General features: G+C 62.7%; 22 protein-coding genes. 18 read left to right on the plus strand and 4 right to left on the minus strand.

The annotated features are described in order from the left end of the window. From flhF to CON76_RS07130, 3 genes are all read left to right on the plus strand, one after another. The coding region (gene flhF / locus CON76_RS07120; protein WP_101102674.1) for a flagellar biosynthesis GTPase FlhF at positions 1-1,099 on the plus strand (1,099 nt) is incomplete at its 5' end. Further along, positions 1,092-1,805 carry a hypothetical protein gene (locus tag CON76_RS07125; protein WP_101102675.1) on the plus strand — a complete coding sequence of 238 codons (714 nt, stop codon included), beginning with the start codon at positions 1,092-1,094 and terminating at the stop codon, positions 1,803-1,805. The genes flhF and CON76_RS07125, both read left to right, overlap by 8 nt. Before the next feature lie 42 nt (positions 1,806-1,847). Next, on the plus strand, positions 1,848-2,567 hold the full coding sequence (locus CON76_RS07130; protein ID WP_101102676.1) for an RNA polymerase sigma factor FliA: 720 nt from the start codon (positions 1,848-1,850) through the stop codon (positions 2,565-2,567). A gap of 25 nt (positions 2,568-2,592) precedes the next feature. Here the strand turns inward: CON76_RS07130 and CON76_RS07135 are convergent, their stop codons facing one another. The 3 genes from CON76_RS07135 to flgA form a co-directional block, all read right to left on the minus strand. Continuing rightward, positions 2,593-3,003, minus strand: coding sequence for a hypothetical protein (locus CON76_RS07135; RefSeq protein WP_101102677.1), 411 nt, complete (start codon positions 3,001-3,003; stop codon positions 2,593-2,595). 39 nt (positions 3,004-3,042) lie between these two features. Beyond that, a complete protein-coding gene (gene flgM, locus CON76_RS07140; protein ID WP_101102678.1) occupies positions 3,043-3,378 on the minus strand; it encodes a flagellar biosynthesis anti-sigma factor FlgM in 336 nt (111 codons plus the stop codon). An 82-nt stretch (positions 3,379-3,460) separates the two neighbouring features. Beyond that, positions 3,461-4,285: a flagellar basal body P-ring formation chaperone FlgA gene (gene flgA, locus CON76_RS07145; RefSeq protein ID WP_240592800.1), complete on the minus strand. Its 825-nt coding sequence runs from the start codon at positions 4,283-4,285 to the stop codon at positions 3,461-3,463. Positions 4,286-4,448: 163 nt separating this feature from the next. Between flgA and flgB the strand changes: the two genes are divergently transcribed. The 15 genes from flgB to queC all read left to right on the plus strand — a co-directional run bounded on the left by flgB (position 4,449) and on the right by queC (position 20,168). Beyond that, positions 4,449-4,889 carry a flagellar basal body rod protein FlgB gene (gene flgB / locus CON76_RS07150; RefSeq protein WP_101102680.1) on the plus strand — a complete coding sequence of 147 codons (441 nt, stop codon included), beginning with the start codon at positions 4,449-4,451 and terminating at the stop codon, positions 4,887-4,889. A 21-nt stretch (positions 4,890-4,910) separates the two neighbouring features. Further along, complete coding sequence (gene flgC, locus CON76_RS07155; protein WP_101102681.1) at positions 4,911-5,318, plus strand: flagellar basal body rod protein FlgC; 408 nt, start codon at positions 4,911-4,913, stop codon at positions 5,316-5,318. A gap of 35 nt (positions 5,319-5,353) precedes the next feature. Beyond that, positions 5,354-6,022 carry a flagellar hook assembly protein FlgD gene (locus CON76_RS07160; protein ID WP_101102682.1) on the plus strand — a complete coding sequence of 223 codons (669 nt, stop codon included), beginning with the start codon at positions 5,354-5,356 and terminating at the stop codon, positions 6,020-6,022. Between the two features lie 57 nt (positions 6,023-6,079). Next, entirely contained in the window at positions 6,080-7,789 is a 1,710-nt protein-coding gene (locus CON76_RS07165) for a flagellar hook protein FlgE (RefSeq protein ID WP_101102683.1), read from the plus strand. Positions 7,790-7,807: 18 nt separating this feature from the next. Next, on the plus strand, positions 7,808-9,463 hold the full coding sequence (locus CON76_RS07170) for a flagellar hook protein FlgE (RefSeq protein WP_101102684.1): 1,656 nt from the start codon (positions 7,808-7,810) through the stop codon (positions 9,461-9,463). Between the two features lie 76 nt (positions 9,464-9,539). Further along, the gene (gene flgF / locus CON76_RS07175) at positions 9,540-10,280 is read left to right on the plus strand and encodes a flagellar basal-body rod protein FlgF (RefSeq protein WP_101102685.1); all 741 of its coding nucleotides are present in this window, start codon (positions 9,540-9,542) and stop codon (positions 10,278-10,280) included. Positions 10,281-10,309: 29 nt separating this feature from the next. Next, positions 10,310-11,095, plus strand: coding sequence for a flagellar basal-body rod protein FlgG (flgG, locus tag CON76_RS07180; protein WP_101102686.1), 786 nt, complete (start codon positions 10,310-10,312; stop codon positions 11,093-11,095). Positions 11,096-11,187: 92 nt separating this feature from the next. Next, positions 11,188-11,898: a flagellar basal body L-ring protein FlgH gene (locus tag CON76_RS07185; protein WP_101102687.1), complete on the plus strand. Its 711-nt coding sequence runs from the start codon at positions 11,188-11,190 to the stop codon at positions 11,896-11,898. Positions 11,899-11,993: 95 nt separating this feature from the next. Continuing rightward, positions 11,994-13,250 (plus strand): flagellar basal body P-ring protein FlgI, encoded by a 1,257-nt coding sequence (locus tag CON76_RS07190; RefSeq protein WP_101102688.1) that lies wholly within the window; start codon positions 11,994-11,996, stop codon positions 13,248-13,250. 1 nt (position 13,251) lies between these two features. Then, entirely contained in the window at positions 13,252-14,190 is a 939-nt protein-coding gene (gene flgJ, locus CON76_RS07195; protein ID WP_101102689.1) for a flagellar assembly peptidoglycan hydrolase FlgJ, read from the plus strand. 20 nt (positions 14,191-14,210) lie between these two features. After that, positions 14,211-16,358 carry a flagellar hook-associated protein FlgK gene (flgK, locus tag CON76_RS07200; protein ID WP_101102690.1) on the plus strand — a complete coding sequence of 716 codons (2,148 nt, stop codon included), beginning with the start codon at positions 14,211-14,213 and terminating at the stop codon, positions 16,356-16,358. A 79-nt stretch (positions 16,359-16,437) separates the two neighbouring features. Then, positions 16,438-17,418, plus strand: a complete 981-nt coding sequence (locus tag CON76_RS07205) for a flagellin N-terminal helical domain-containing protein (RefSeq protein WP_101102691.1) — start codon at positions 16,438-16,440, stop codon at positions 17,416-17,418. A gap of 25 nt (positions 17,419-17,443) precedes the next feature. Beyond that, the gene (locus CON76_RS07210) at positions 17,444-18,721 is read left to right on the plus strand and encodes an HDOD domain-containing protein (RefSeq protein WP_101102692.1); all 1,278 of its coding nucleotides are present in this window, start codon (positions 17,444-17,446) and stop codon (positions 18,719-18,721) included. A gap of 154 nt (positions 18,722-18,875) precedes the next feature. Continuing rightward, on the plus strand, positions 18,876-19,415 hold the full coding sequence (locus CON76_RS07215) for a VOC family protein (RefSeq protein WP_101102693.1): 540 nt from the start codon (positions 18,876-18,878) through the stop codon (positions 19,413-19,415). Positions 19,416-19,430: 15 nt separating this feature from the next. Next, positions 19,431-20,168: a 7-cyano-7-deazaguanine synthase QueC gene (queC, locus tag CON76_RS07220; protein WP_101102694.1), complete on the plus strand. Its 738-nt coding sequence runs from the start codon at positions 19,431-19,433 to the stop codon at positions 20,166-20,168. Here queC and CON76_RS07225 read toward each other — a convergent pair. Next, the gene (locus tag CON76_RS07225) at positions 20,135-21,067 is read right to left on the minus strand and encodes a 5'-nucleotidase (protein WP_101102695.1); all 933 of its coding nucleotides are present in this window, start codon (positions 21,065-21,067) and stop codon (positions 20,135-20,137) included. The two genes, queC and CON76_RS07225, sit on opposite strands and share 34 nt — an antisense overlap. Positions 21,068-21,087: the final 20 nt, after the last annotated feature.

The raw sequence follows: 21,087 nt of genomic DNA on the forward strand, positions 1-21,087 counted from the left end.
CATGCCGCTGGGCGACGACGACATCGTGCTGCCCTTTGGCCCCGGCGCTGAGCTGGGTGGCCGCAGCCCCGCCCCGGTGGCCCAGCGCAGCAACCGCCACCAGCCCCAGGCCGCCGCTGCCGCCCCGGCCAGCGCGGCCATGACCGCCAACGAGGCGCGGCTGGCGGGTGAGCTCAGCGGCCTCAAGGCGCTGATCGAGGAACGCTTCAACACCATGTCGTGGCTGGGCGATGCGCGCCAGAACCCGCTGCAGGCCAACCTGATGCTCAAGTTTTTGCGCGCGGGCTACTCGCCCACCGTGGCGCGTGCCGTGCTGGAGCGCATGCCCACCGACCGCACCCCCACCGACACCTTCCGCTGGGTGCAGGAAGTGCTGGCGCGCAACCTCAAGACCCCCACCGACAACACCGCGCTGTGCGACGAAGGCGGCATATTTGCCCTGATTGGCGCCACCGGCGTGGGCAAGACCACCACCGCCGCCAAGCTGGCCGCCCAGTGCGTCAAGGCCTACGGCGCCAACAGCGTCGGCCTCATCACGCTGGACAGCTACCGCGTGGCCGGTTACGAGCAGCTGCGCGCCTATGGCCGCATGCTGGGCGTGGTGTCGCACCTGGCGCACGACCGCGCCGCGCTGCAAGACTTGCTCAGCCTGCTGGCCAACAAGCGCATGGTCATCATCGACACCGCCGGCCTGGGCCAGCGCGATCCGCGCATCCAGGACATGCTGGAAGTGCTGGAAACGCCCAAGATCCGCAAGATGCTGGTGCTCAACGCCGGCAGCCACGGCGACACGCTGGACGACGTGCTGACCGCCTACAAGGACACCTCGCTCTACGGCGTGATCCTGTCCAAGCTGGACGAAGCCGCCAAGCTCGGCCCGGCGCTGGACGCGCTCATCCGCCACCAGACCGTGCTGCGTGGCGTGACCACCGGCCAGCGCGTGCCCGAGGACTGGCAGCGCGCCGACGCCGCCGCGCTGGTGCGCATGTCGATGGGCAACAACGGCAAGTCCGCGCACGATCCGCAAAGCACCGAGCTGGGCTACTTCTTTGCCCAGCCCACGCACGCGCCGGTCAAGCTGGACAACTGGCATGTTTGAGCCCCACTTCGACCAGGCGCACGGCCTGCAGTCGCTGGTGCCGGTGCCGCCCACCCGGGTGCTGCCCGTGGTGGCCACCGAGGGCGACACCCTGTCGCTGGAGCTGCTGTGGACACTGGAGCGCGAGCTGCAGGCCCAGGGCCATACCCTGGTGGTGATTGACGGCCTGTGCGGCCTGAAACCGCAGGACGCGGCCCAGGGCCACCAGCGCGTGCTGCAACGCTGGCTGGCTGGCGTGCCCCAGGGCGTGGTGGTGCTGCTGCACGCGCAACTGCACCCGCTGGCGGTGCTGCTGGCCGACAGCGAGGCCTCGCCGCTGGTGCCGATGGCGCTGGACGCCAAGGGCGTGGTGCAGGCCTACAGCGCGGTCAAGGTGCTGGTGCAGGCGGGCGGCCTGTTGCCGGTGGTGTTGCCGCGCGTGAGCGCGCGCCCGCCGGTGACCACCGCTGCCGCGCTGCAGACGGCGCAGCAGTCGCTGCAGCGTTGCTGCCACCAGTCCTTGCGCGTGTTGCCCTACGTGTGGCCGCTGGAGTACCATGAACACACGGTGCTGGAGCGCCGACCCCGGCAGGAAGCCTGCGTGCTGCGCGTGCTCGACAGCGCTTTGGTGCTGCCCGTTGCGCCTGCGCCTGCCGCTGAATCCGCCCCCGCCGTGGCTGCTGCGCCCGCCGCAGTGGCCCGCCCCGGACACTCCGTTCGCCGATAGAGTCAGAATACCGTGTTGTTCACCGCTACGGAGTTGCCCAAGATGTACACCGCCAAAGGCACACTGGATCTCAACGCCCAGTTGCGCAAGTACACCCCGCTGGTGCACAAGCTGGCGCACCACATGATGGTCAAGCTGCCCGCCAGCGTGGAAGTGGACGACCTGATCCAGGTGGGCATGATGGGCCTGAGCGAGGCGCTGTCGCGCTTTGAGCCGTCGCAGGGCGTGCAGTTCGAGACCTTTGCCAGCCAGCGCATCCGGGGCGCCATGCTCGACGAGCTGCGCGAAGGCGACTGGATGTCGCGCAGCCTGCGCAAGCAGCAAAAAGACATCGAGCGCGCCGTGCAGCGGCTGGAGCAGCGCCTGCAGCGCGTACCGCGCGAATCGGAGATTGCCACCGAGCTGAACCTGCCGCTGGCCGACTACCAGGAGCTGCTGGGCCGCGTGCGGGGCACGCAGCTGGTCTATCTGGAAGATTTGGCCGGCCAGGCCGACGGCGAGGATCACTTTCTGGACCGCTACCTGCCCGGTGGCGCTGAGGTGGACCCTGAGCTGCTGCTGACCGGCCAGCGCATGCGCGAGGCGCTGGTGGATGCTATCGAGAAGTTGCCTGAGCGCGAGCAGTACGTGATGAGCATGTACTACGAGCACGACATGAACCTCAAGGAGATTGCCGCCGTGCTGGGCGTGACCGAATCGCGCGTGTGCCAGTTGCACAGCCAGTCCATTGCCCGTCTGCGCGCCCGCTTGCGCGAGCACTGAGCCGAAGCTTCAGGCCACCCGCATTTCAGGCCTTGAGCGGCGCCTGGCTGGGCCAGCGGCGCGAACCCATGCCGCCGCGCCCGCCCAGCTGCGCGTAGGTGCCTTGGTGCTGCTGCGGAAACAGGATGCCCAGCGCACGTTCAGGCCCAGCTGCCAGGCGCGCGGTGGTGTCGCGCAGGTGCTCCAGCCGCTGCTTGACTTGCTGGAACAGCGTGAGCACTTCCGCCGGGGGCTGGCCTTGCATCAGCGCGCGCGCCAGCACGGGGTAGGCCTGCGCCACCTGCTGCGCCAGCTCGCGGCACTGGGCGGCGTAGCCGTCGGCCTGCGCCGGGCTGTGGCTGGATTGCTGTGCCGCCACGCGGGCGGCGTCAAACTGGGCCAGCAGGCCTTCGAGCTGTTGCTGTGCTGCCGACCAGGGGGTTGTGGGTGCGACCATGGTTGCCAAACGCCAAGAGGGGGTGGAAAGAAAGCGGGCTCAGTTGCTGCGGCTGGTGCGCCAGAGGTCGCGCGCGTTGGCCAGCATCTTGTCGGCAATGGCGCCGGGGTTGGCCCGGAACGAGCCGTTTTCGATGGCGTCGCGCATGGCTTGCACCTTGTCGGCATTGAAAACGGCACTGGAGCCCGACGAACGGCTGGACGCGACCATGCTTTGTGTGGCGGACGATAACTGGACTTGCACCGACGCACCCGTGGCGGGGGCGTCGGCAGCGGGGCTGGCAGGCGCGGCGGCGGGCGCTGACCTACCGGCGAGCTTGGACGGCGCCGCAAGGGCGGCGCTGGCAGGCTGGTCTGACAGGTGGTGGATTTTCATGGCACTCTCCCAGCCCCTTGAACGGGCTGCGTGAATGCTGTATCGGCACAAATAAGGCCGACTTTACCGGATTTTTTGCGCTTTAGATCTGAATCTCGACCGTGTCGGCGCTGCGCACCACGCCGACGATGACGCGCCCGCTGGCCATGCGCACGCGCACGCTCTGGCCCAGGTAGCCGTGGCCCACGGCCTCGCCGTTGGCGTTGAGCGCAAAGCCCTTGCCGCTGGCCACCACCTTGACCTGGGTGCCCGACGAGAACAACTGCGGCGCGCGCACCATGTTCTGGCGCAGCACCTGGCCGGGCAGGATGGCGCGCACCGCCTCGTTGCCCACCCACTGCTCCTCGCTGGGCAGCACGGGCGAGACGCCTTCGGCCCAATCCACCTCCGTCTGCTCGGCCATGTCGCGCGTGAGCACGGTGCCCGGCGTCAGCGTCTGGCGCACCGTCCACGCCGGGCCCCAGGCCTTGACGGTGATGGGCAAGAACACCCGCCACGGCGTGGGCCCCTGCACGCAGCGCAGGCCAATGCGGCTGCGGCCCCACAGCCGGGTGTTGGGCGGCAAAAAGGGCTCCACGCGCTGGCAGGGCGCCAGCCGCAGCCGGGTGTCGAGCTGGCCGACGATGATCTCGGGCCGCAGCTGGCTGGGGGCGTTGCTGTCGCGGTTCTGCTGCCACTTCTGTTCTATCCACTGCTGGGCTTGCTGGCTCCAGGCCTGGGGCGGTGCGCTGGCGTAGGGCGTCTGGGCCTGCGCTGCGGGTGCCACGATGCCGGTGGCCAGCCCCCAGGCCAGCGCCACGCCACAGGCCAGCATGGCGGGCTTGGCGCCGCTGCCAACGCGTGCGCTGCGAACGTCATGGTGGGCGGGCAGGGCGGGGCAAGGGCGGGAGGGGGTGCGGTCAGACATGGTACGTGCCACTGTACGCACCCAGGCCAGCGTGCGCTGCGGGCAATAAGGGGGTGTTTGGGGCCTTTATCGTGCCTTTGTGGCGGCGCCAGATTCCCACAATCGGGGCATCGAAACGTGCTGCATGGGTGTGCAGCGCACCTTGTATGTTGTGAGGCCCGCCATGATTGAGCAATTGACGAAACGCATGGAGTTGTATTCCAACTCGCTGCAGTTGCGCTCGCTGCGCCAGCAGGTGATTGCCAGCAACATGGCCAACGTGGACACGCCCGGCTACGTGGGGCGCGACTTCGACTTTGCCAAGGCGCTCAAGAATGCCAACGGCCAGCAGCCAGGTGGCGCCACCGTGCTGCGCACCAGCGGCAGCACCGGCCTGGCCACCACCAGCGGCGCGCACCTGAGCACCGTGGAGCACGTCGGCGCGCTGCAGGCCAGCGCCAAGATGGCCTACAACGTGCAGATCCAACCCTCAGCGGACGGCAACAGCGTGGACATGGATCAGCAGCGTGCCAACTTTACCGACAACGCCATCCGCTACGAATCGACGCTGCGCTTCATCACCGGCCACGTCAAGACCATGCTCAACGCCATCCAGGGCCAGTAAGCCACCATCAGGGAGTTCATCATGTCGATGTTCGGAATTTTCAGTGTATCGGGCAGTGCCATCAGCTCGCAGGCGCAGCGCCTCAACGTGGTGGCCAGCAACCTGGCCAACGCCGACGCCGTGGCCGGGCCCGACGGCCAGGCCTACCGCGCGCGCCAGGTGCTGTTCCAGACCGTGCCGCTGAGCAAGGACGGCGCCACCAGCGGCGTCAAGGTCAGCAACATTGTGGAAAGCGAAGTGCCCAACCGCCGCGTGTACAACCCGCAGCACCCCAGCGCCGACGACCAGGGCTACGTGACGCATTCCAACGTGAACCCGGTGGAGGAGATGGTGAACATGATCTCGGCTTCGCGCGCTTACCAAAACAACGTCGAGGTGATGAACACCGCCAAGTCGTTGATGCTCAAAACCCTGCAAATGGGCCAGTAACCCGATATTGCACACATTGACACCGGAGCACCCTTATGTTCATGACCCCTTTGTCGGCCACCGAAATTCAGACTTACAACGCCAACGGTGGCAAAAAAGCTGTGGACTCTGATCCACAAGCCATGCAGGATCGCTTTTTGAAGCTGTTGGTGGAGCAGCTCAAAAACCAAGACCCGATGAACCCGATGGAAAACGCGGAAATGACCTCGCAAATGGCGCAGATCAACACCGTAACGGGCATCCAGCAGCTTAACAGCACCATGTCCAGCATCACCACCCAGTTCAATGCGTTGCAAAACATGCAAGGTACATCGCTGGTGGGCCGCCAAGTGCTGCTGCCGGGCAACCAACTGGCATTCGATGCCAATGGCGTGGGCCAAGGGGCGCTGGAATTGCCCAAAGATGCCAAGGGCGTGAAGGTGGAAGTCATCAGCACCACTGGCACCGTATTGGGTACGCTGAATTTGGGCGACAAAACCGCTGGTACCCACCACTTCAACTGGAATGCCCAAGCCGCTGGCGTGACCGATTTGAGCAAGGTCAAGAGCTTCCGCGTCACGTCCGACGTCAAGGGCGTGGCCGCCACCGTGACCACGCTGGCGCCGCAAACCGTGGAAAGCGTGAGCTTTGCCGACGGCGCCATGCGCCTGCGCACCAGCAGCGGTGGCACGGTGGCCTACGACGACGTGAAAGAGTTTATGTAAGCCGGGCCCAGACGCCCATTTGTGCAACTTTTTTTGAAAAGCTGAGAGGAAACTACCATGAGCTTTAACATTGGACTGTCTGGCCTGAACGCTTCGGCCAAGAACCTGGACGTGATTGGGCACAACATTGCCAACGTCAACACCGTGGGCATGAAGACGCAGCGCGCCGAATTTGCCGAGCTGTACGCTTCGTCGTTGGGCTCTGCCGGTGGCATGGGCTTGGGCATGGGCACCAGCATTGCCACTGTGTCGCAGGAATTTACGCAGGGCAACCTGAGTGACACCGGCAACGAGCTGGATCTGGCCATCAACGGCGCGGGCTTCTTTACGCTGGAAGCTGGCAACGGCGAGCGCATTTACACCCGCGCAGGCAACTTCAAGCTGGACGAGCTGGGCGAGATTGTGGCCAACAACGGCGCCAAGCTGATTGACCCGACCACGGGCGACCCGTACAAGTGGCCCAACGGCGGTGTGGCGGCGGGCCGCGAAACCACTGGTATCACGATGGATTTGAACTTGGATACGAACGCCAAGATCGCAGCACCTGACCCTACTACAGGTCTGACCGATCCGCCGCTGAAAACCTACGGCACCACGTTGCAAGTGTTTGACCAACAAGGCGCGGCCATCAACATGGATTTCTATTTCAAGAAAACCGAGGCCAACACTTGGGCCGTTTACGCCAAATACCCGGAAGGCACAGGAGATGCTGCTGCACCCACTGCTGTGCCCACCGATGGGGGCGAGATCAACGCGGCATGGTCTGCAACGGATCCTGATCGGTATGAGGGAACTGATGTCGACTACGAACCCGATTTGAAGCCGATTGCCTATTTGCAATTTGATTCGTTTGGAAAAATGAGCAAAATGACGACTGAATCGGTTCTTGAGGCAGCTCCCACGATAAGTAAGACCCCTTCTCCCGCAGTAGGAACTGCTGCTACAGAAACCAGATTTGGTGGTTTTACGGGTACCAATACTGTAGGCTCTGTTGGTACTTTAACCGTTGATGTGGTGACCAGTACAGACGGCCCAGATGCTGATGCCATATTTGATACTGCAACTGGTGTTCGTAAAAGCTACGCCAACGCAAAGCTTACAAGTGGCACGGCTGCTTTTCCAGCTGCCAATGCGGTTCTAACCTCGGCGATTGATAATGGAGATGGCACACTTACAGTCTCTGGTAGTGGTAATACTTGGATTTTTGCTGTCCAAAGCGATTGGAAGCCAACCAATATGGCTGTTCCACCAGCCTTCAGTGTTTCGATTGACAATATTAAAAATACCAGCGGTGCTACCGACTCTATTGGCCAGTTGAACAGCCCAGAGGGCATTACGGTCGATTTTTCCAAGATCACCCAAAACGCCCAGGAATTCAGCGTGACCGCGCTGGACCAGGACGGCAACCCGCCCGGCTTCCTGACCAAGATCAGCGTGGAAGACGACGGCACCATCTCGGCCAAGTACACCAACGGCCAGACCGAATCGATGGGGCAGCTCAAGCTGGCCAACTTCCGCAACGTGTCGGGCCTGGAGCCGTCCAGCGGTGGTTACTGGGTGGAAACCAAGGACTCGGGCGGCCCGGTGTTTGGCGTGCCGGGTTCGGGCAGCTTTGGCTCGTTGCGCGGCGGTGCGCTGGAAGAGTCCAACGTGGACTTGACCGCCGAGCTGGTGAACATGATGACCGCGCAGCGCAACTACCAGGCCAACTCGCAGACCATCAAGACGCAAGATCAGATCATGAACACCGTGATCAACCTGAAGTAACGCTGAGAGGAAACCACCATGAGCTTCAACATTGGACTGTCTGGCCTGAACGCTTCGGCCAAGAACCTGGACGTGATTGGGCACAACATTGCCAACGTCAACACTGTGGGCATGAAGACGCAGCGCGCCGAATTTGCCGAGCTGTACGCCTCGTCGTTGGGCTCTGCGGGTGGTATGGGCCTGGGCATGGGCACCAGCATTGCCACCGTGTCGCAGGAATTCACGCAGGGCAACCTGAGCGACACCGGCAACGAGCTGGACTTGGCCATCAACGGCGCGGGCTTTTTTACGCTGGAAGCCAGCAACGGCGAGCGCATCTACACCCGCGCCGGCAACTTTAAGCTGGACGAACTGGGCGAGATTGTGGCCAACAACGGCGCCAAGCTGGTGGATCCGACCACCGGTGAGCCTTACAAGTGGCCCAATGGCGGTGTGGCCCCGGGCCGCGAAACCACGGGCGTGACGATGGACTTGAACCTGGACACCCGCGCTGCGGTTGCCGTGCCCAATGCCGTCACCGGCTTGACCGACCCACCGTTGAAAACCTATGGCACCACGCTGCAAGTGTTTGACCAGCAAGGTGCGGCCATCAACATGGATTTCTATTTCAAAAAAACCGAGTCCAACACGTGGGCAGTGTACGCAAAATACCCTAAAGACGATGGCACAAATAAAACAGCGGCAGCACCATCTGCAACACCGACCAAGGGTGGTGTTGTTGACGCAGCTTGGAGTTCATCTAACCCGGATCAATACGACGCGACAACAGACGCTGACAATGACCCCGATTTGAAGCCAATTGCTTTCTTGCAATTTGATTCTTTTGGGAAAATCAGCAATATGACGGAAGCCTCTACATGGGGCCCAACGTCAACTGGTACTGCCCCCACGAATCCGATCACCAGTGCTCAGCTGACGGGAACCGATCTTAAAATTATTGGTGGTGCAAATACCATAACCTACAGCAATGCCAGTGTGAAGGCTGTTGACACATCCGCTAGTTCAACAGGTGCGCCAGCAGCAACTACTTACACAGTCAACAGCGACGGTACGATTGATGTGTCTGTAGACCCTGGTGTTAACGGTGATCCCATAGTTAAAACAACGTACAAAGTTATTGAAAACTGGCAGCCAGCTTTCCCCGCTTCCGCCCCTGTTGCATTTTCTGTTCCTATCAACAACATAAAAAATGAAAGTGGTTCGACTACTTCTTTGGGTCAAGCAAACAGCCCGAAGGGCATCACGGTTGACTTCTCCAAGATCACCCAAAACGCTCAAGAGTTCAGCGTGACCGCGCTGGATCAGGACGGCAACCCGCCCGGCTTCCTGACCAAGATCAGCGTGGAAGACGACGGTACCATTTCCGCCAAGTACACCAACGGTCAGACCGAGTCGATGGGCCAGCTCAAGCTGGCCAACTTCCGCAACGTGTCGGGGTTGGAGCCGTCCAGCGGTGGTTATTGGGTGGAGTCGAAAGACTCGGGCGGCCCGGTGTTTGGCGTGCCGGGTTCGGGCAGCTTTGGCTCGTTGCGCGGCGGTGCGCTGGAAGAGTCCAACGTGGACTTGACCGCCGAGCTGGTGAACATGATGACCGCGCAGCGCAATTACCAAGCCAACTCGCAGACCATCAAGACGCAAGACCAGATCATGAACACCGTGATCAACCTGAAGTAACCGGGCAAGCGTCTAGCAAAACTGGCTGGCCCGTGGGGCTGGCCAGGTGGTTTGAATTTGAGCAAGGAGTTGCACTGTGGATCGCGTTATTTACACCGCCATGTCGGGCGCCAACGCTGCCATGTACCGGCAGCAGTTGCTTTCGAACAACCTGGCCAACGTCAACACCAACGGCTTTAGGGCCGAGATGGCCACGTTCCGGCACGTGCCGGTGCGTGGCGAAGGGGCCAGCACCCGCGTGCATGCGCTGGAGGCCACCGCCGGGCATTTGGATTTGCCGGGCACCGTGGCCACGACGGGCCGCCCGCTGGACGTGGCGGCACAGGGCCAAGCTTACTTTGCTATTCAGGGTTTGGATGGCGTGGAGGCTTATACCCGTGCTGGGAATTTGCAAATTTCGCAAAACGGCAATCTGGTGGGCCATGCAGGTTTGCCAATGCTGGACGCGGGTGGCGCGCCCATCACCATTCCAGCCAACGCTGAGGTGGGCATAGGCAGCGATGGCACCATCAGCGTGAAGGTGGCGGGCGAGAACCCGCAAGCTGTGGGCCGCTTGAAGCTCGTCACGCCCAACGCCGAGGCCCGCCTGCAACGCGGTGAGGACGGTTTGTTCCGGGGCGCGGACAACCAGCCTTTGCCCGCCGACCCGGCGGCACAAATGGTCAGCGGCGCACTGGAAGGCTCCAACGTGAACCCAGTCGAAGCGATGGTGAACATGATTTCTGCAGCGCGGCTGTTCGAGGCGCAAATGAAGATGATTAAAAATGCTGAACAAAATGACCAGACGGCTGGCAAATTGTTGGGCATGAACGCCTGATATATTGAAATAAGGGGTTAAAAATGGCAATGGTTCAGTCTCTTTGCATTGCAGCTTCAGGCATGCAGGCACAGCAAACCCATTTGGATGTTATTTCCAACAACTTGGCCAACGTATCTACTACGGGTTTCAAGCGTGCTACGACGGTATTCGAAGATTTGATGTACCAGAATTTACGTCAAGCTGGGGGCAACAATACTGAGCAAACGCAATTGCCAACAGGATTGCAGCTCGGGTTGGGTGTGCGTACGGTAGCCACCTCGCGCAGTTATACCCAAGGCAGCTTGCAGCAAAGCGACAAATCATTTGATATCGCCATCAACGGCAATGGGTTTTTTCAGGTGGAGTTGCCCGATGGCACCACAGGCTATACCCGTGATGGCACGTTTGAAATCAACGCCCAAGGCCAGTTGGTCACAGCCAATGGCAACCGCGTGCTGGGTGGTGTGACAGTGCCGGCGGACGCGCGCAGCATTACCGTGGGCAAAGACGGTGTGGTCACAGCCTTGATTGGCCTGAACAACCCGCAGCCGCAGCAGATCGGCACGATTGAGACCGCATCTTTCATCAATCCGGCGGGTTTGGAGCCGCGTGGTCAAAATGTTTACACCGAAACCCAAGCATCCGGCAATCCAGTAGCCGGTACGCCGGGGGCTGACGGACTGGGTTATTTGATGCAAGGGCATTTGGAAACCTCGAACGTGAACGTGGTGCAGGAGCTGGTGTGCATGATTCAGACCCAGCGCGCTTATGAAATGAATTCGAAGGCCGTGACCACGTCCGACCAGATGCTGCAAAAACTCACGCAGCTGTAACGGTGGCGGCGGGCTTGGTGCCGCTGCCTTGAATGTCTTTGTGTTGTATTGATGGATGGTTTGCCATGCGCCGCTCTTTGTTGCCTTCCCTGATGTGTGCGCCTGCCGTTGGCCGTTGGCCATTGCGGTTGGGTGGGCTGGCGCTGGTGTTGGCGGCCACGGGTTGCAACACTTTGTCGCGGGTGCCGGATGTGGAGCTGGCCAAGGGGCCAGACGATCCGTCGATGCTGTACCCGGCGCGCCAAGAGCGGTCGTTTGATCCGCCCACCGGATCGCTGTTTGCCACGTCGTCGTACCGCCCAGGGTTTGAGGATCACCGTGCGCGGTTGGTGGGGGACGCGTTGACGATCAATGTCGTAGAGAGCGTGTTGGCATCGCAGGAATCCAACTCTGGTGTGAGTCGTCAGTCAACATTGGGGGCGGCCATTAGCATGTTGCCTTTAATTGGTACTGCTTTGGGCACAAAACTGGATGCCGAGGCCGAAACCAGCAACAGTATGAGTGGCAATGGTTCTACGGCCAGCAACAATTTTTTCCAGGGCGCTATCACCGCCACGGTGGTGGAAGTGTTGCCCAACGGCCATTTGCAGGTGGTGGCCGAGAAGCAGGTGGGCGTGAACCAGAACGTGGATGTTCTCAAGTTTACGGGCACGGTAGATCCGCGCACCATTGCACCGGGCAATATGGTGGCTTCGACGCAGGTGGCCAATGTGCGTGTTTTGTCGCGTGGCCGTGGCGCGCAGGACGATGCCCAAACCTTTGGTTGGCTGGCGCGTTTCTTTCTGACGCTCTCGCCGTTCTGATGGGGTGAGGCCACATTTGGCGGGTGTTTGCCGGTCTTTTTGACGTTTGCACCGCCGTCAGTCGTCTGCACAATAGGTTCAAGGGGTATTGTGCGATGAACAGATTCAATTTTTACAAATTACATGCCGTCCACAGCGCGCTGCTCGCAGTGGCCGTCGGGTGGGGGGCGGCGGTGGCTCCGGCCCATGCCGCGCGCATCAAGGATGTGGCCGCCGTGCAGGGGGTGCGCACCAACCAACTCACGGGTTACGGGCTGGTGGTGGGGTTGGACGGCAAAGGCGACAAAGCCGGTGGCCCAGCCAGCCAGAGTTTGCGCAACTACTTGCAGCAAATGGGTCTCTCTCTGGGATCAAACGTCAAAGACGGTAAAGCCATTGACTCGAACATCAGCGGGGCCAATATCAAGAGTGACAACGTGGCCGCTGTGTTAGTCACTGCACAATTGCCGCCGTTCGCGCGCCCAGGGCAGGCCATCGATGTGACGGTATCGTCGATAGGCGATGCCAAGTCGCTGCGCGGGGGTACCCTCATCAGCACCCCGTTGCGTGGGGTGGACGGTCAGATTTATGCGCTGGCGCAGGGCAACCTGTTGGTGGGTGGTGCGGGTGGCAGTTCCAAGGACGGCAAAAGCAGTGTGCAGGTCAACCACTTGAACGCAGGCCGTATCCCCGACGGAGCGCAAGTAGAACGCGCGGTACCCACGCCTTTTTTGCAGGGCGATTTTATTGAGTTGGGTGTCAAGTCGGCGGATTTTCAGACGGCGCGCCGGGTGGCAGCGGCCATCAACCAGTCCAAAGGCGGTGGCACAGCGCAGGCGTTGGATGGCCGGGTGGTGCGGGTGCGTGCGCCACAAAACCCGGATGCGCGGGTGGCGTTTTTGGCTGATCTGGAAGAATTGAATTTGGATTTGCCCACGCCTGAAGCGCGGGTGGTGGTCAATTCCCGCACTGGCTCGATTGTGATGAACCAGGCCGTGACTTTGGGGGCCTGTGCCGTAGCGCATGGCAACTTGACCATCAGCGTCGATTCCACCCCCGTCATCAGCCAACCCAATTCCTTCACGGGCAACGACAACGACACCAACATTGGCATCAACGCCAAGAACAACCAAAATACCGCCATAGTGGCCAATGCCGCCAACAATGGTGGCGTGCGTACCGTGGAGTCTGAAAAGGCCAATATCACCATCACGCAAGACGGCGGTCGGCTGATGCACTTGCCCCCTGCACCGCAGTTGTCGGATGTGGTGCGTGCGCTCAACAGCATGGGCGTGACACCGCAAGATTTGGTGGCCATTTTGCAGGCCATCAAATCGGCTGGTGCCCTCAACGCTGAGCTGGAGGTGATCTGACATGGACTTGAGCAGCAGCACCGTTTCCTTGGCCGGTCAGCGCGGTTTGGCCGCCGACAGCAAAGCACTCAATGGTTTGAACGCCTTGGCGGGCAAAGACAGCAAAGCCGCCATCAAAGAGACCGCCCGTCAGTTTGAAGCCCTGTTCATGCGTGAATTGCTCAAGAGTATGCGCGATGCGACGATGAAGAGCGGGTTGATGGAAAGCGAGCAAGGCGACTTTGCCACTGATATGCTCGACCAGCAGTACGCCCAACAAATGGTGGGCCTGCCCCGAGGCTTGAGTGAAATGATTGAACGGCAGTTATCGCAGCAAATTGCCCCGAACAACAGCTCGGGACAAAGCGGTGGTGCGCCGCCGTCGGCCACTTGGTCGGGCCGTGAGGCGCGCAGCACGGTGGCGGCGGTTGCGGCGCAGGCGCGTTCGGTAGGTGCGGCCAGCGGCGGTGGAGACACTGGAGGCAACGCCAATGCGGCCACGTTTGTGGGGCAGCACAACGCAGCGGCCCAGCAGGTGGCGCGTGAATCGGGTATTCCGGCAGCGTTCATGCTGGGGCAGGCGGCACACGAAACCGGTTGGGGCCGCAGCCAGATCAAAAGTGCCGATGGCAGCAACAGCTTCAACCTGTTTGGCATCAAGGCGGGGCCGGGCTGGAACGGCAAGGTGGCGGAAATTACCACCACCGAGTACATTGGAGGCCAGCCGCGCAAGGTGGTGGCCAAGTTCCGCGCCTACGACTCCTACGCCGACTCGTTCCGCGACTACGCCCGCCTGATCGGCAACAGCCCGCGCTACGCCAAGGTGATGGACAACCTGCACTCGCCGCAAAGCTTTGCCGCCAACCTGCAGCAGGCTGGCTACGCCACCGACCCCCAATACGCCAGCAAGCTCAGCCGCGTCATCCAGACCGCCATGAACCTGCAGCGCACCGCCACCTGAGCCTTCAATAGGATCCCGTCATGAGCAACAACAGCCTTAACATTGCCCGCAGCGCCGTGACCAGCAACCTGGCTGCGCTGCAGGTGATAGGCCACAACATTGCCAACGCCACCACCGAAGGCTACACGCGCCAGACGGTGGACATGCAGGCGCGCACCGGCAGCCAGCTGGGCTCCAGCCTCAACTTCTTTGGCCAGGGCGTGAACGTGGCCAGCGTGGAGCGCCAGTACAGCGGCTTTCTGACGCGCGAGGCGCAGGCCACCAAGTCCGTGGCGGCGGGCGACGCCGCGCACTACATGCGCCTGCAGCAGTTGGAAGAACTGTTCCCGATGGGCGAGACCGGCATGGGCGAGGTCATCAACGGCGCGCTCAACGCCTGGGTGGATGTGGCCTCGTCGCCCATCGACCTGACCGCGCGCGCCGTGGCCCTGACCAGCGCCGAGGACTTGGCCACGCGCTTGCAGGCCACCACCAGTGGTTTGGACGAGTTGCGTGTGTCGGCCACGCAGCAGTTCAATGGTGCATTGGACAGCATCAACACGTTGGCCAAGTCGATTGCCGCGCTCAATGCAAAGGTGATGCAGTCGGGCGACGAGGTGTCCAACGACCTGCTGGACCAGCGTGAGCAGGCCATCACCGACCTCAACAAGTACGTGCAGACCAGCACTGTGGCCGACGCGCGCGGTGGCCTGACGCTGTTTGTGGCCGGCGGCCAGCCGCTGGTGCTGGGCGGCACCGCGTTCCAGCTCAAGAACGCCGCCGACCCCAGCGTCAAGAATGGCAGCCAGCTCGCGCCCATCGACTCGATGCAGGTGGCGGTGGTGCTGGACCGCGGCGACGGCCAGCCCACGGCGCTCAACCCGCAGATGCTGGGCGGCGGTGAACTCAGCGGCCTGCTGCAGTTCGTCAACCACGACCTGACCGACACCCAGAACGCGGTGGGGCGCCTGGCCATGTCGCTGGCGGTGCAGATGAATGAACAGCACCGCCTGGGTATCGACCTCAACGGCCAGGCCGGCGGCGATTTGTTCAGCCTGCAGGGCGGCTACGTCAGCACCAACGCCACCAGCGGCGCGGTCAGCATCAGCGCCTTGCCTGCGCTCAAGCCCGATGGCTCCCGCGCCGCTGGCACCGTAGCAGCCACCGTGACCGACCCGACCGCGCTCAAGGCGTCGAACTACGAGTTGCAGTTTGACGCCAGCGATCCGACCAAAGGCGCCTTGGTGCGCTTGTCGGATGGCGCGAGCGTGTCATTTCAGGTGGACTCTGCCACCGATCCCGAACCAGGCCGGTTGAGGTTTGGTACGGCTGCCGATTCCGAGTTCGATGGCCTGTCGTTTGCGGTGGACACTACCCAGCCCCTGCCCACTGGCGGCGACCGCTACCTGTTCAAGCCCTTCGCCGATGTGAGCCGCAACATCAACATGGCCGTCACCCAGCCTGCCAGCGTGGCGGTGGCCAGCCCGGTGTATGCGTCGTTTGCGTCGGCCAACACCGGCAGCATGGGGCTGCAAAGCCTGAGCCTGAGCGCGGCCAGCCCGAGCTTGAAGGATGTGATGGCTTCTGGGTCATTGCCCACAATATCGTTGGAGTACGACAGCGCAACTGGCACCTTTGACGGCCTTGCTGCATCTCCAGCAGGCAGTGCTCAATTTTTAGATAAAGATGGCGCGCCTTTATCTGCCCCCAACTTGCCCAAATACGTTCCCGGCGCAACCCTGAATATCAAGTGGAGCGATGGTGGTGGCAACAGCCTGACCTACGCCCTGATTTTGCGCGGTACGCCCGCCGATAATGACAAGTTAACCATCCGGTCGGCGCTTCCCAATCCCAGTGACCCAGCCGCCGGTTTCATCCAGAACGCCGGCAACGCCAACGCCATGCTGGCGCTGCGCGACCAGGCCAGCCTGGACGGCGTGACGTTGAGCAACGGCTACACCAGCGTGTTCTCGGTGGTGGCCAACAAGGCGCAGGCGGGGCGGCTGGCGGCGGAGTTCTCCGACACCAAGGCCATGGCGGCCGAAAACGCGCGCTCGAGCCAGTCCGGCGTTAACCTGGACGAGGAGGCCGCGCGCTTGCTGCAGTACCAGCAGGCCTACGAGGCCGCGGCCAAGTACCTGCAGGTCATCCAGGCCAACTTCGACACCCTGCTCAGCCGCCTGGGCTGAGGCGGGTCAACCCGACACTGAAGCCGAATCCGGCACCCAGCCTTCCCAATCCGTTTTTTGACCTGAAAAGGGGACGACCATGGCCATCAACCGCGTGTCCACCGCCAACAGTTACGACCGCACCTTGCACAACATCGGCCAGCGCAGCAGCGAGCTGTCCAAGTCGCAGGAGCACATTTCATCGGGCAAGCGCGTGCTGCGCGCCAGCGACGACGCCGTGGCCGCCACCCTGGCCGAGCGCGCCCGCAACCGCCAGCTGCGCAACGAGGCCGACCTGCGCGCGCTGGAGGCCTCGCGCACCGCGCTGACGCAGGTCGAGTCGGCCCTGGGCGACGGCATCGAGCTGACGCAGCAGGCGCGCGAGCTGATCGTGCAGGCGGGAAACTCCACCCTGTCGGCCACCGACCGGGGCATCCTGGCCAACCAGATCGACGGCCTGCGCGACCAGCTGCTGGAAGTGGCCAAGCGCAAGGACACCTCGGGCTTGACGCTGTTTGGCGGGCTGGGGGGTGGAGATCCGGCGTTCAAAGAAGAAACGGGATCCGGTGTCGCGCCGGACAGCGAGGTCAACTTCTATGGCCAGAACGGGCAGTACCTGCCGACCGAGAACGCCTTGCCCAAGGCGGTGGATGGCAGCGTGGCGTGGTTGGTCAACAACCCATCCAGTTCTGGTTTGCCGTCCAAAAACAACCCTGATGGCTCCACCGAACCCAATTATCTGTTTGATATTCTGGAAGAGACTGCCAAAAAATTGCGCGATCCAGCCCCGACAGAAGCTTTGTCCACCACTGTGGGTAATGCCTTGTCTGATGTGGACCAAGCGCTGGAGAACATGCGCATGGTGCGCGGCCAGGCCGGGCAGTGGCTCAATCGGGCCGATTCGATGGAAAGTCTGTTCCAGGACCGCGACCTGTTCCACGAGCAGGAAATCTCCGACCTGACCGACCTCGATCTGGCCAAGGGCTATTCCGAGTTCCAGACCCAGCAGCTCGCGCTGAATGCCGCGCTGCAGTCCTACGCCCAGGTGCAGAAGAAATCGCTGTTTCAGTACATGGCCTGAGCGCCCGCGTGGCATGATCTAGCGCATGGCATTCAACATTCTGGAACATGTGGCGCTGGCCTATCAGCCGGTGTGGGGCAGCAACCGCCAGCTGGTGGGGGTGCGCTTGCAGGTGCGGGCGCTCAACCCGGAGTCGGTGGACGCTGCGCACCTGCTGCACTGGCTCGAGACCGAGTGGTTCGACGAGTCGCCGCGCCTGCTGGTGTCGTTTGCCGACACCGAGCTGCTGCAGCAGGCGCTGGGCCTGACGCCGCAGCCCTCCATCTGGCTGGAGCTGCCCGCCTGGCAGGACGACCTGCCCGCCGATTGGGCCCGCACCGTGGCGCTGGCGCTGGGCCACGGCCACGTGCTGGTGCAAAACGCCACGCTGGCGCAAGCCAAGCTGGGCCTGAGCCGGGGCCGTGGGCCCGAACGCTACGTGCTGCAACTGCAGGCCGACCAGATCGAACAGGCGCTGCAGGCGGCGCAGCAGTCGCAGGCCATGGCCGCTGGCCAGCTGCCGCGCGCCGACGCCAGCGGCATGGGCCAGCACCGCCCGGGCCTGGTGCGCAGCCCGGTGCTGGCCAACCAGCTGTACGAACACGTGGGCACGCGCGCGCTGGCCGCGCACTGCCTGGACGAACAGCGCGCCTGGGGCATGTGCGGCTGGCCCATGCTCGACACGCTGGAGCCCTACCGCCTGCACGGCGTGCCGGTGGACCGCCTGACGCTGGTGCGCGTGCAGCAGGCCCTGCTGCACGAGCGCCCGATGGACGTGGTGGAAAACCTGATCCTGCAAGACCCGGTGCTGACCTACCGCGTGCTGCAGCTGGTCAACTCGTCGGTGTTTGGTGCCAGCCGCGAGGTCAACACCATCCGCCAGGCGCTGATGCTGCTGGGCCAGAAAATCCTGCGCGACTGGCTGCTGGAGCTCATGCCTGGCGCCTCGTCCGACCGCGACCTGGTGCCGGTGCGCCAGACCATGGTGCTGCGCGCGCAGCTCATGACCTACCTGATGGACGCGGGCGCGCAGGCCGAGCTGGGCACCGAGATCTACGTCACGGGGCTGTTCTCGCAGCTGCACCTGCTGCTGCACGAGCCGCCGCTCAAGATGCTGCAGCGCCTGCCCATTCCCGAGCGCATGGTGGACGCCTTGCTGCGCCACAGCGGGCCGTACTTTCCGTACCTGGATCTGGCGCGGCGGCTGGAACAGTTCCAGACCCCTGAGCGCGTGCTGGGCGCGTGCGAGGAATACCAGTTCCCGCTCGACACCGTCAACCGTGCCCTGCTGCGCATGCTGGCGCGCTGGCGCAACCAGCTCTGATGCCGCACGGCACAGCCCGCCCGGCCACGTCCGGGCTTTTTTGCGCCCGGGTTATGGTTTCCTATAAGTAAACTTATTTACCTAAAAGAAACTTTGCGGTATAGTCGAACCCGTTGTGTTGTTGCACCCGTTGAGTTGTTAAGGAGACCCCACCATGAGCCTGATCCAGAAAATCCACCACGTTGCCTACCGTTGCAAGGATGCCAAAGAGACCGTTGAGTGGTACGTCAAGCACTTGGACATGGGCTTTGTGCTGGCGATTGCCGAAGACCTGGTGCCTTCGACCAAAGCGCCCGACCCGTACATGCATGTGTTTCTGGACGCAGGCGACGGCAACGTGTTGGCCTTCTTTGAACTGCCCAATTCCCCCGAGATGGGCCGCGACGAAAACACCCCGGCCTGGGTGCAGCACATCGCGTTCAAGGTCGAAAGCGTGGACAAGCTCGAAGAAGTCAAGGCCCGCCTGCAGGCCGCTGGCATTGACGTGGTGGGCCCCACCAACCACACCATCTTCAAGAGCATCTACTTCTTCGACCCCAACGGCCACCGCCTGGAGCTGGCCGCCGACGTGGGCACGCCCGAGATGTACCGCAAGCTCGACGAGGTAAAGTGGGACATGCTCAACGAATGGGCGCAGACCAAGCGCGCCCCCAAGCACGCCGCCTGGATGCACGAAACCGAGTTCAAAGCTTGAGCTAACATCCGGGGCATGCACACCTCTGCCCTGGTTTTGTTCTCTGGTGGACAAGATTCCACCACTTGTCTGGCCTATGCGTTGCAACGCTACACCCGCGTTGAGACCATAGGCTTTGCTTATGGCCAACGCCATGCCGTCGAAATGGACGTGCGCCCCACTGTGCTGGCCGAGTTGCGCCGTGCCTTTCCGGCGTGGGCCGACCGTCTGGGCGAAGACCACGTGCTGGACGCGGGCGTGCTGGGCCAGATCAGCGACACCGCGCTGACGCGCGGTACTGAAATCGCGATGCAAGCCAACGGCTTGCCCAACACCTTTGTGCCGGGGCGCAACCTGTTGTTTTTGACGCTGGCGGCGGCGCTGGCTTATCGGCGTGGTTTGCAAGTTATCGTCACGGGGGTGTGCGAGACCGACTTTTCCGGTTACCCCGACTGCCGCGACGACACCATGAAAGCGTTGCAGGTCGCGTTGTCGTTGGGCATGGACACGCGCCTGCTGATCGAAACCCCGCTGATGTGGCTGGACAAGGCACAAACCTGGGCACTGGCGCACCAGCTGGGTGAGCAAAGCGGTGTGGCCGGTGGTGGGCGTGCCCTCATCCAACTGTTGTTGGAAGACACCCACACCTGCTATTTGGGTGACCGCAGCTTGCGCCACCCGTGGGGCTATGGGTGCGGCACCTGCCCCGCGTGCGAGTTGCGCGCCAGCGGCTGGCAGCGTTACACCGCGTCTGCCACTGCATCCACCGCCTGAACCGCCACGTTGCTGATGCCGCTGGCCACGTGGCCAGCGGGCACGTGCCGGGCGGCGTGCTCAATGTGGCCGGTCTGGTCGTCAAAGAAGAAATCCGGTTCAAACTCGCGCAAAAATTCGCCTTTGGGCAGGCCGCCGAGGAAGAAAGCTTCGTCGATGTCGATGTGCCAGTCCATCAGGGTGCGGATGGCGCGCTCGTGCGCCGGGGCGCTGCGGGCCGTGACCAGCGCAGTGCGGATGCGCATGGTGTCGGTGCCCAGCCGTTGCAGTTGTTGCAACGCTTGCAGCAGCGGCTTGAACGGCCCGGCGGGCAGGGGTTGGCTGGCTTTTTGCGCTTCGTGCGACTGGAAAGCGTTCAGGCCTTCGGCCTGGAAGATGCGTTCCGCCTCGTCGGAAAACAGCACCGCATCGCCATCGAAGGCAATGCGCACCTCGTGCGGGTGCGCGTCGGACGCGTGTACCGACTGCGGGTACACCCGCGCCGCTGGCACGCCGGCTTGCAGCGCGGCATGCACATCGTCCAAGTGGGTGGACAAGAACAGGTTGGCTTGCAAGGGCCGCAGGTAGCGCCACGGTGGTGCCCCGCGCGTGAACACACCGCGCTGAATGCTCAGGCCATAGTGTTGCGCCGAGCGGAACACGCGCAAGCCCGACACCGGGTCGTTGCGCGACAAGATCACCACCTCGACCCGGGGCGCGTCGGGCTGGTTGAAGCTCAGCAGTTTGCGCACCAGCGAGAACGCCACCCCGTGGTTGGCAGGTTGAGTCAGCCGGTCGAGTTGCAGCTGCATGTAGGCGGTGCTGTCGCTTTGTTCAAAGATGCGGTTCTCGGCCTCAAAGTCGAACAACGCGCGCGAGGAAATGGCCACAACAAGTTGGCCTTCAAGGCTGGCGGGCATGGGGGCGGGGCTCCGGTGGC

Source organism: Macromonas bipunctata, from assembly GCF_002837135.1.
In the GTDB taxonomy this organism is placed as follows: domain Bacteria; phylum Pseudomonadota; class Gammaproteobacteria; order Burkholderiales; family Burkholderiaceae_C; genus Macromonas_A; species Macromonas_A bipunctata.

Coding starts and splice junctions, on each gene's coding strand:
- flgM (WP_101102678.1), bottom strand. CDS start 3,378: ATGAAAATCCACCACCTGTCAGACCAGCCTGCCAGCGCCGCCCTTGCG.
- CON76_RS07165 (WP_101102683.1), top strand. CDS start 6,080: ATGAGCTTTAACATTGGACTGTCTGGCCTGAACGCTTCGGCCAAGAAC.
- CON76_RS07125 (WP_101102675.1), top strand. CDS start 1,092: ATGTTTGAGCCCCACTTCGACCAGGCGCACGGCCTGCAGTCGCTGGTG.
- CON76_RS07190 (WP_101102688.1), top strand. CDS start 11,994: ATGAACAGATTCAATTTTTACAAATTACATGCCGTCCACAGCGCGCTG.
- CON76_RS07205 (WP_101102691.1), top strand. CDS start 16,438: ATGGCCATCAACCGCGTGTCCACCGCCAACAGTTACGACCGCACCTTG.
- CON76_RS07130 (WP_101102676.1), top strand. CDS start 1,848: ATGTACACCGCCAAAGGCACACTGGATCTCAACGCCCAGTTGCGCAAG.
- flgA (WP_240592800.1), bottom strand. CDS start 4,285: ATGTCTGACCGCACCCCCTCCCGCCCTTGCCCCGCCCTGCCCGCCCAC.
- CON76_RS07210 (WP_101102692.1), top strand. CDS start 17,444: ATGGCATTCAACATTCTGGAACATGTGGCGCTGGCCTATCAGCCGGTG.
- CON76_RS07185 (WP_101102687.1), top strand. CDS start 11,188: ATGTGTGCGCCTGCCGTTGGCCGTTGGCCATTGCGGTTGGGTGGGCTG.
- flgJ (WP_101102689.1), top strand. CDS start 13,252: ATGGACTTGAGCAGCAGCACCGTTTCCTTGGCCGGTCAGCGCGGTTTG.
- flgG (WP_101102686.1), top strand. CDS start 10,310: ATGGTTCAGTCTCTTTGCATTGCAGCTTCAGGCATGCAGGCACAGCAA.
- flgB (WP_101102680.1), top strand. CDS start 4,449: ATGATTGAGCAATTGACGAAACGCATGGAGTTGTATTCCAACTCGCTG.
- CON76_RS07135 (WP_101102677.1), bottom strand. CDS start 3,003: ATGGTCGCACCCACAACCCCCTGGTCGGCAGCACAGCAACAGCTCGAA.
- CON76_RS07215 (WP_101102693.1), top strand. CDS start 18,876: ATGAGCCTGATCCAGAAAATCCACCACGTTGCCTACCGTTGCAAGGAT.
- CON76_RS07225 (WP_101102695.1), bottom strand. CDS start 21,067: ATGCCCGCCAGCCTTGAAGGCCAACTTGTTGTGGCCATTTCCTCGCGC.
- CON76_RS07160 (WP_101102682.1), top strand. CDS start 5,354: ATGTTCATGACCCCTTTGTCGGCCACCGAAATTCAGACTTACAACGCC.
- CON76_RS07170 (WP_101102684.1), top strand. CDS start 7,808: ATGAGCTTCAACATTGGACTGTCTGGCCTGAACGCTTCGGCCAAGAAC.
- flgK (WP_101102690.1), top strand. CDS start 14,211: ATGAGCAACAACAGCCTTAACATTGCCCGCAGCGCCGTGACCAGCAAC.
- queC (WP_101102694.1), top strand. CDS start 19,431: ATGCACACCTCTGCCCTGGTTTTGTTCTCTGGTGGACAAGATTCCACC.
- flgC (WP_101102681.1), top strand. CDS start 4,911: ATGTCGATGTTCGGAATTTTCAGTGTATCGGGCAGTGCCATCAGCTCG.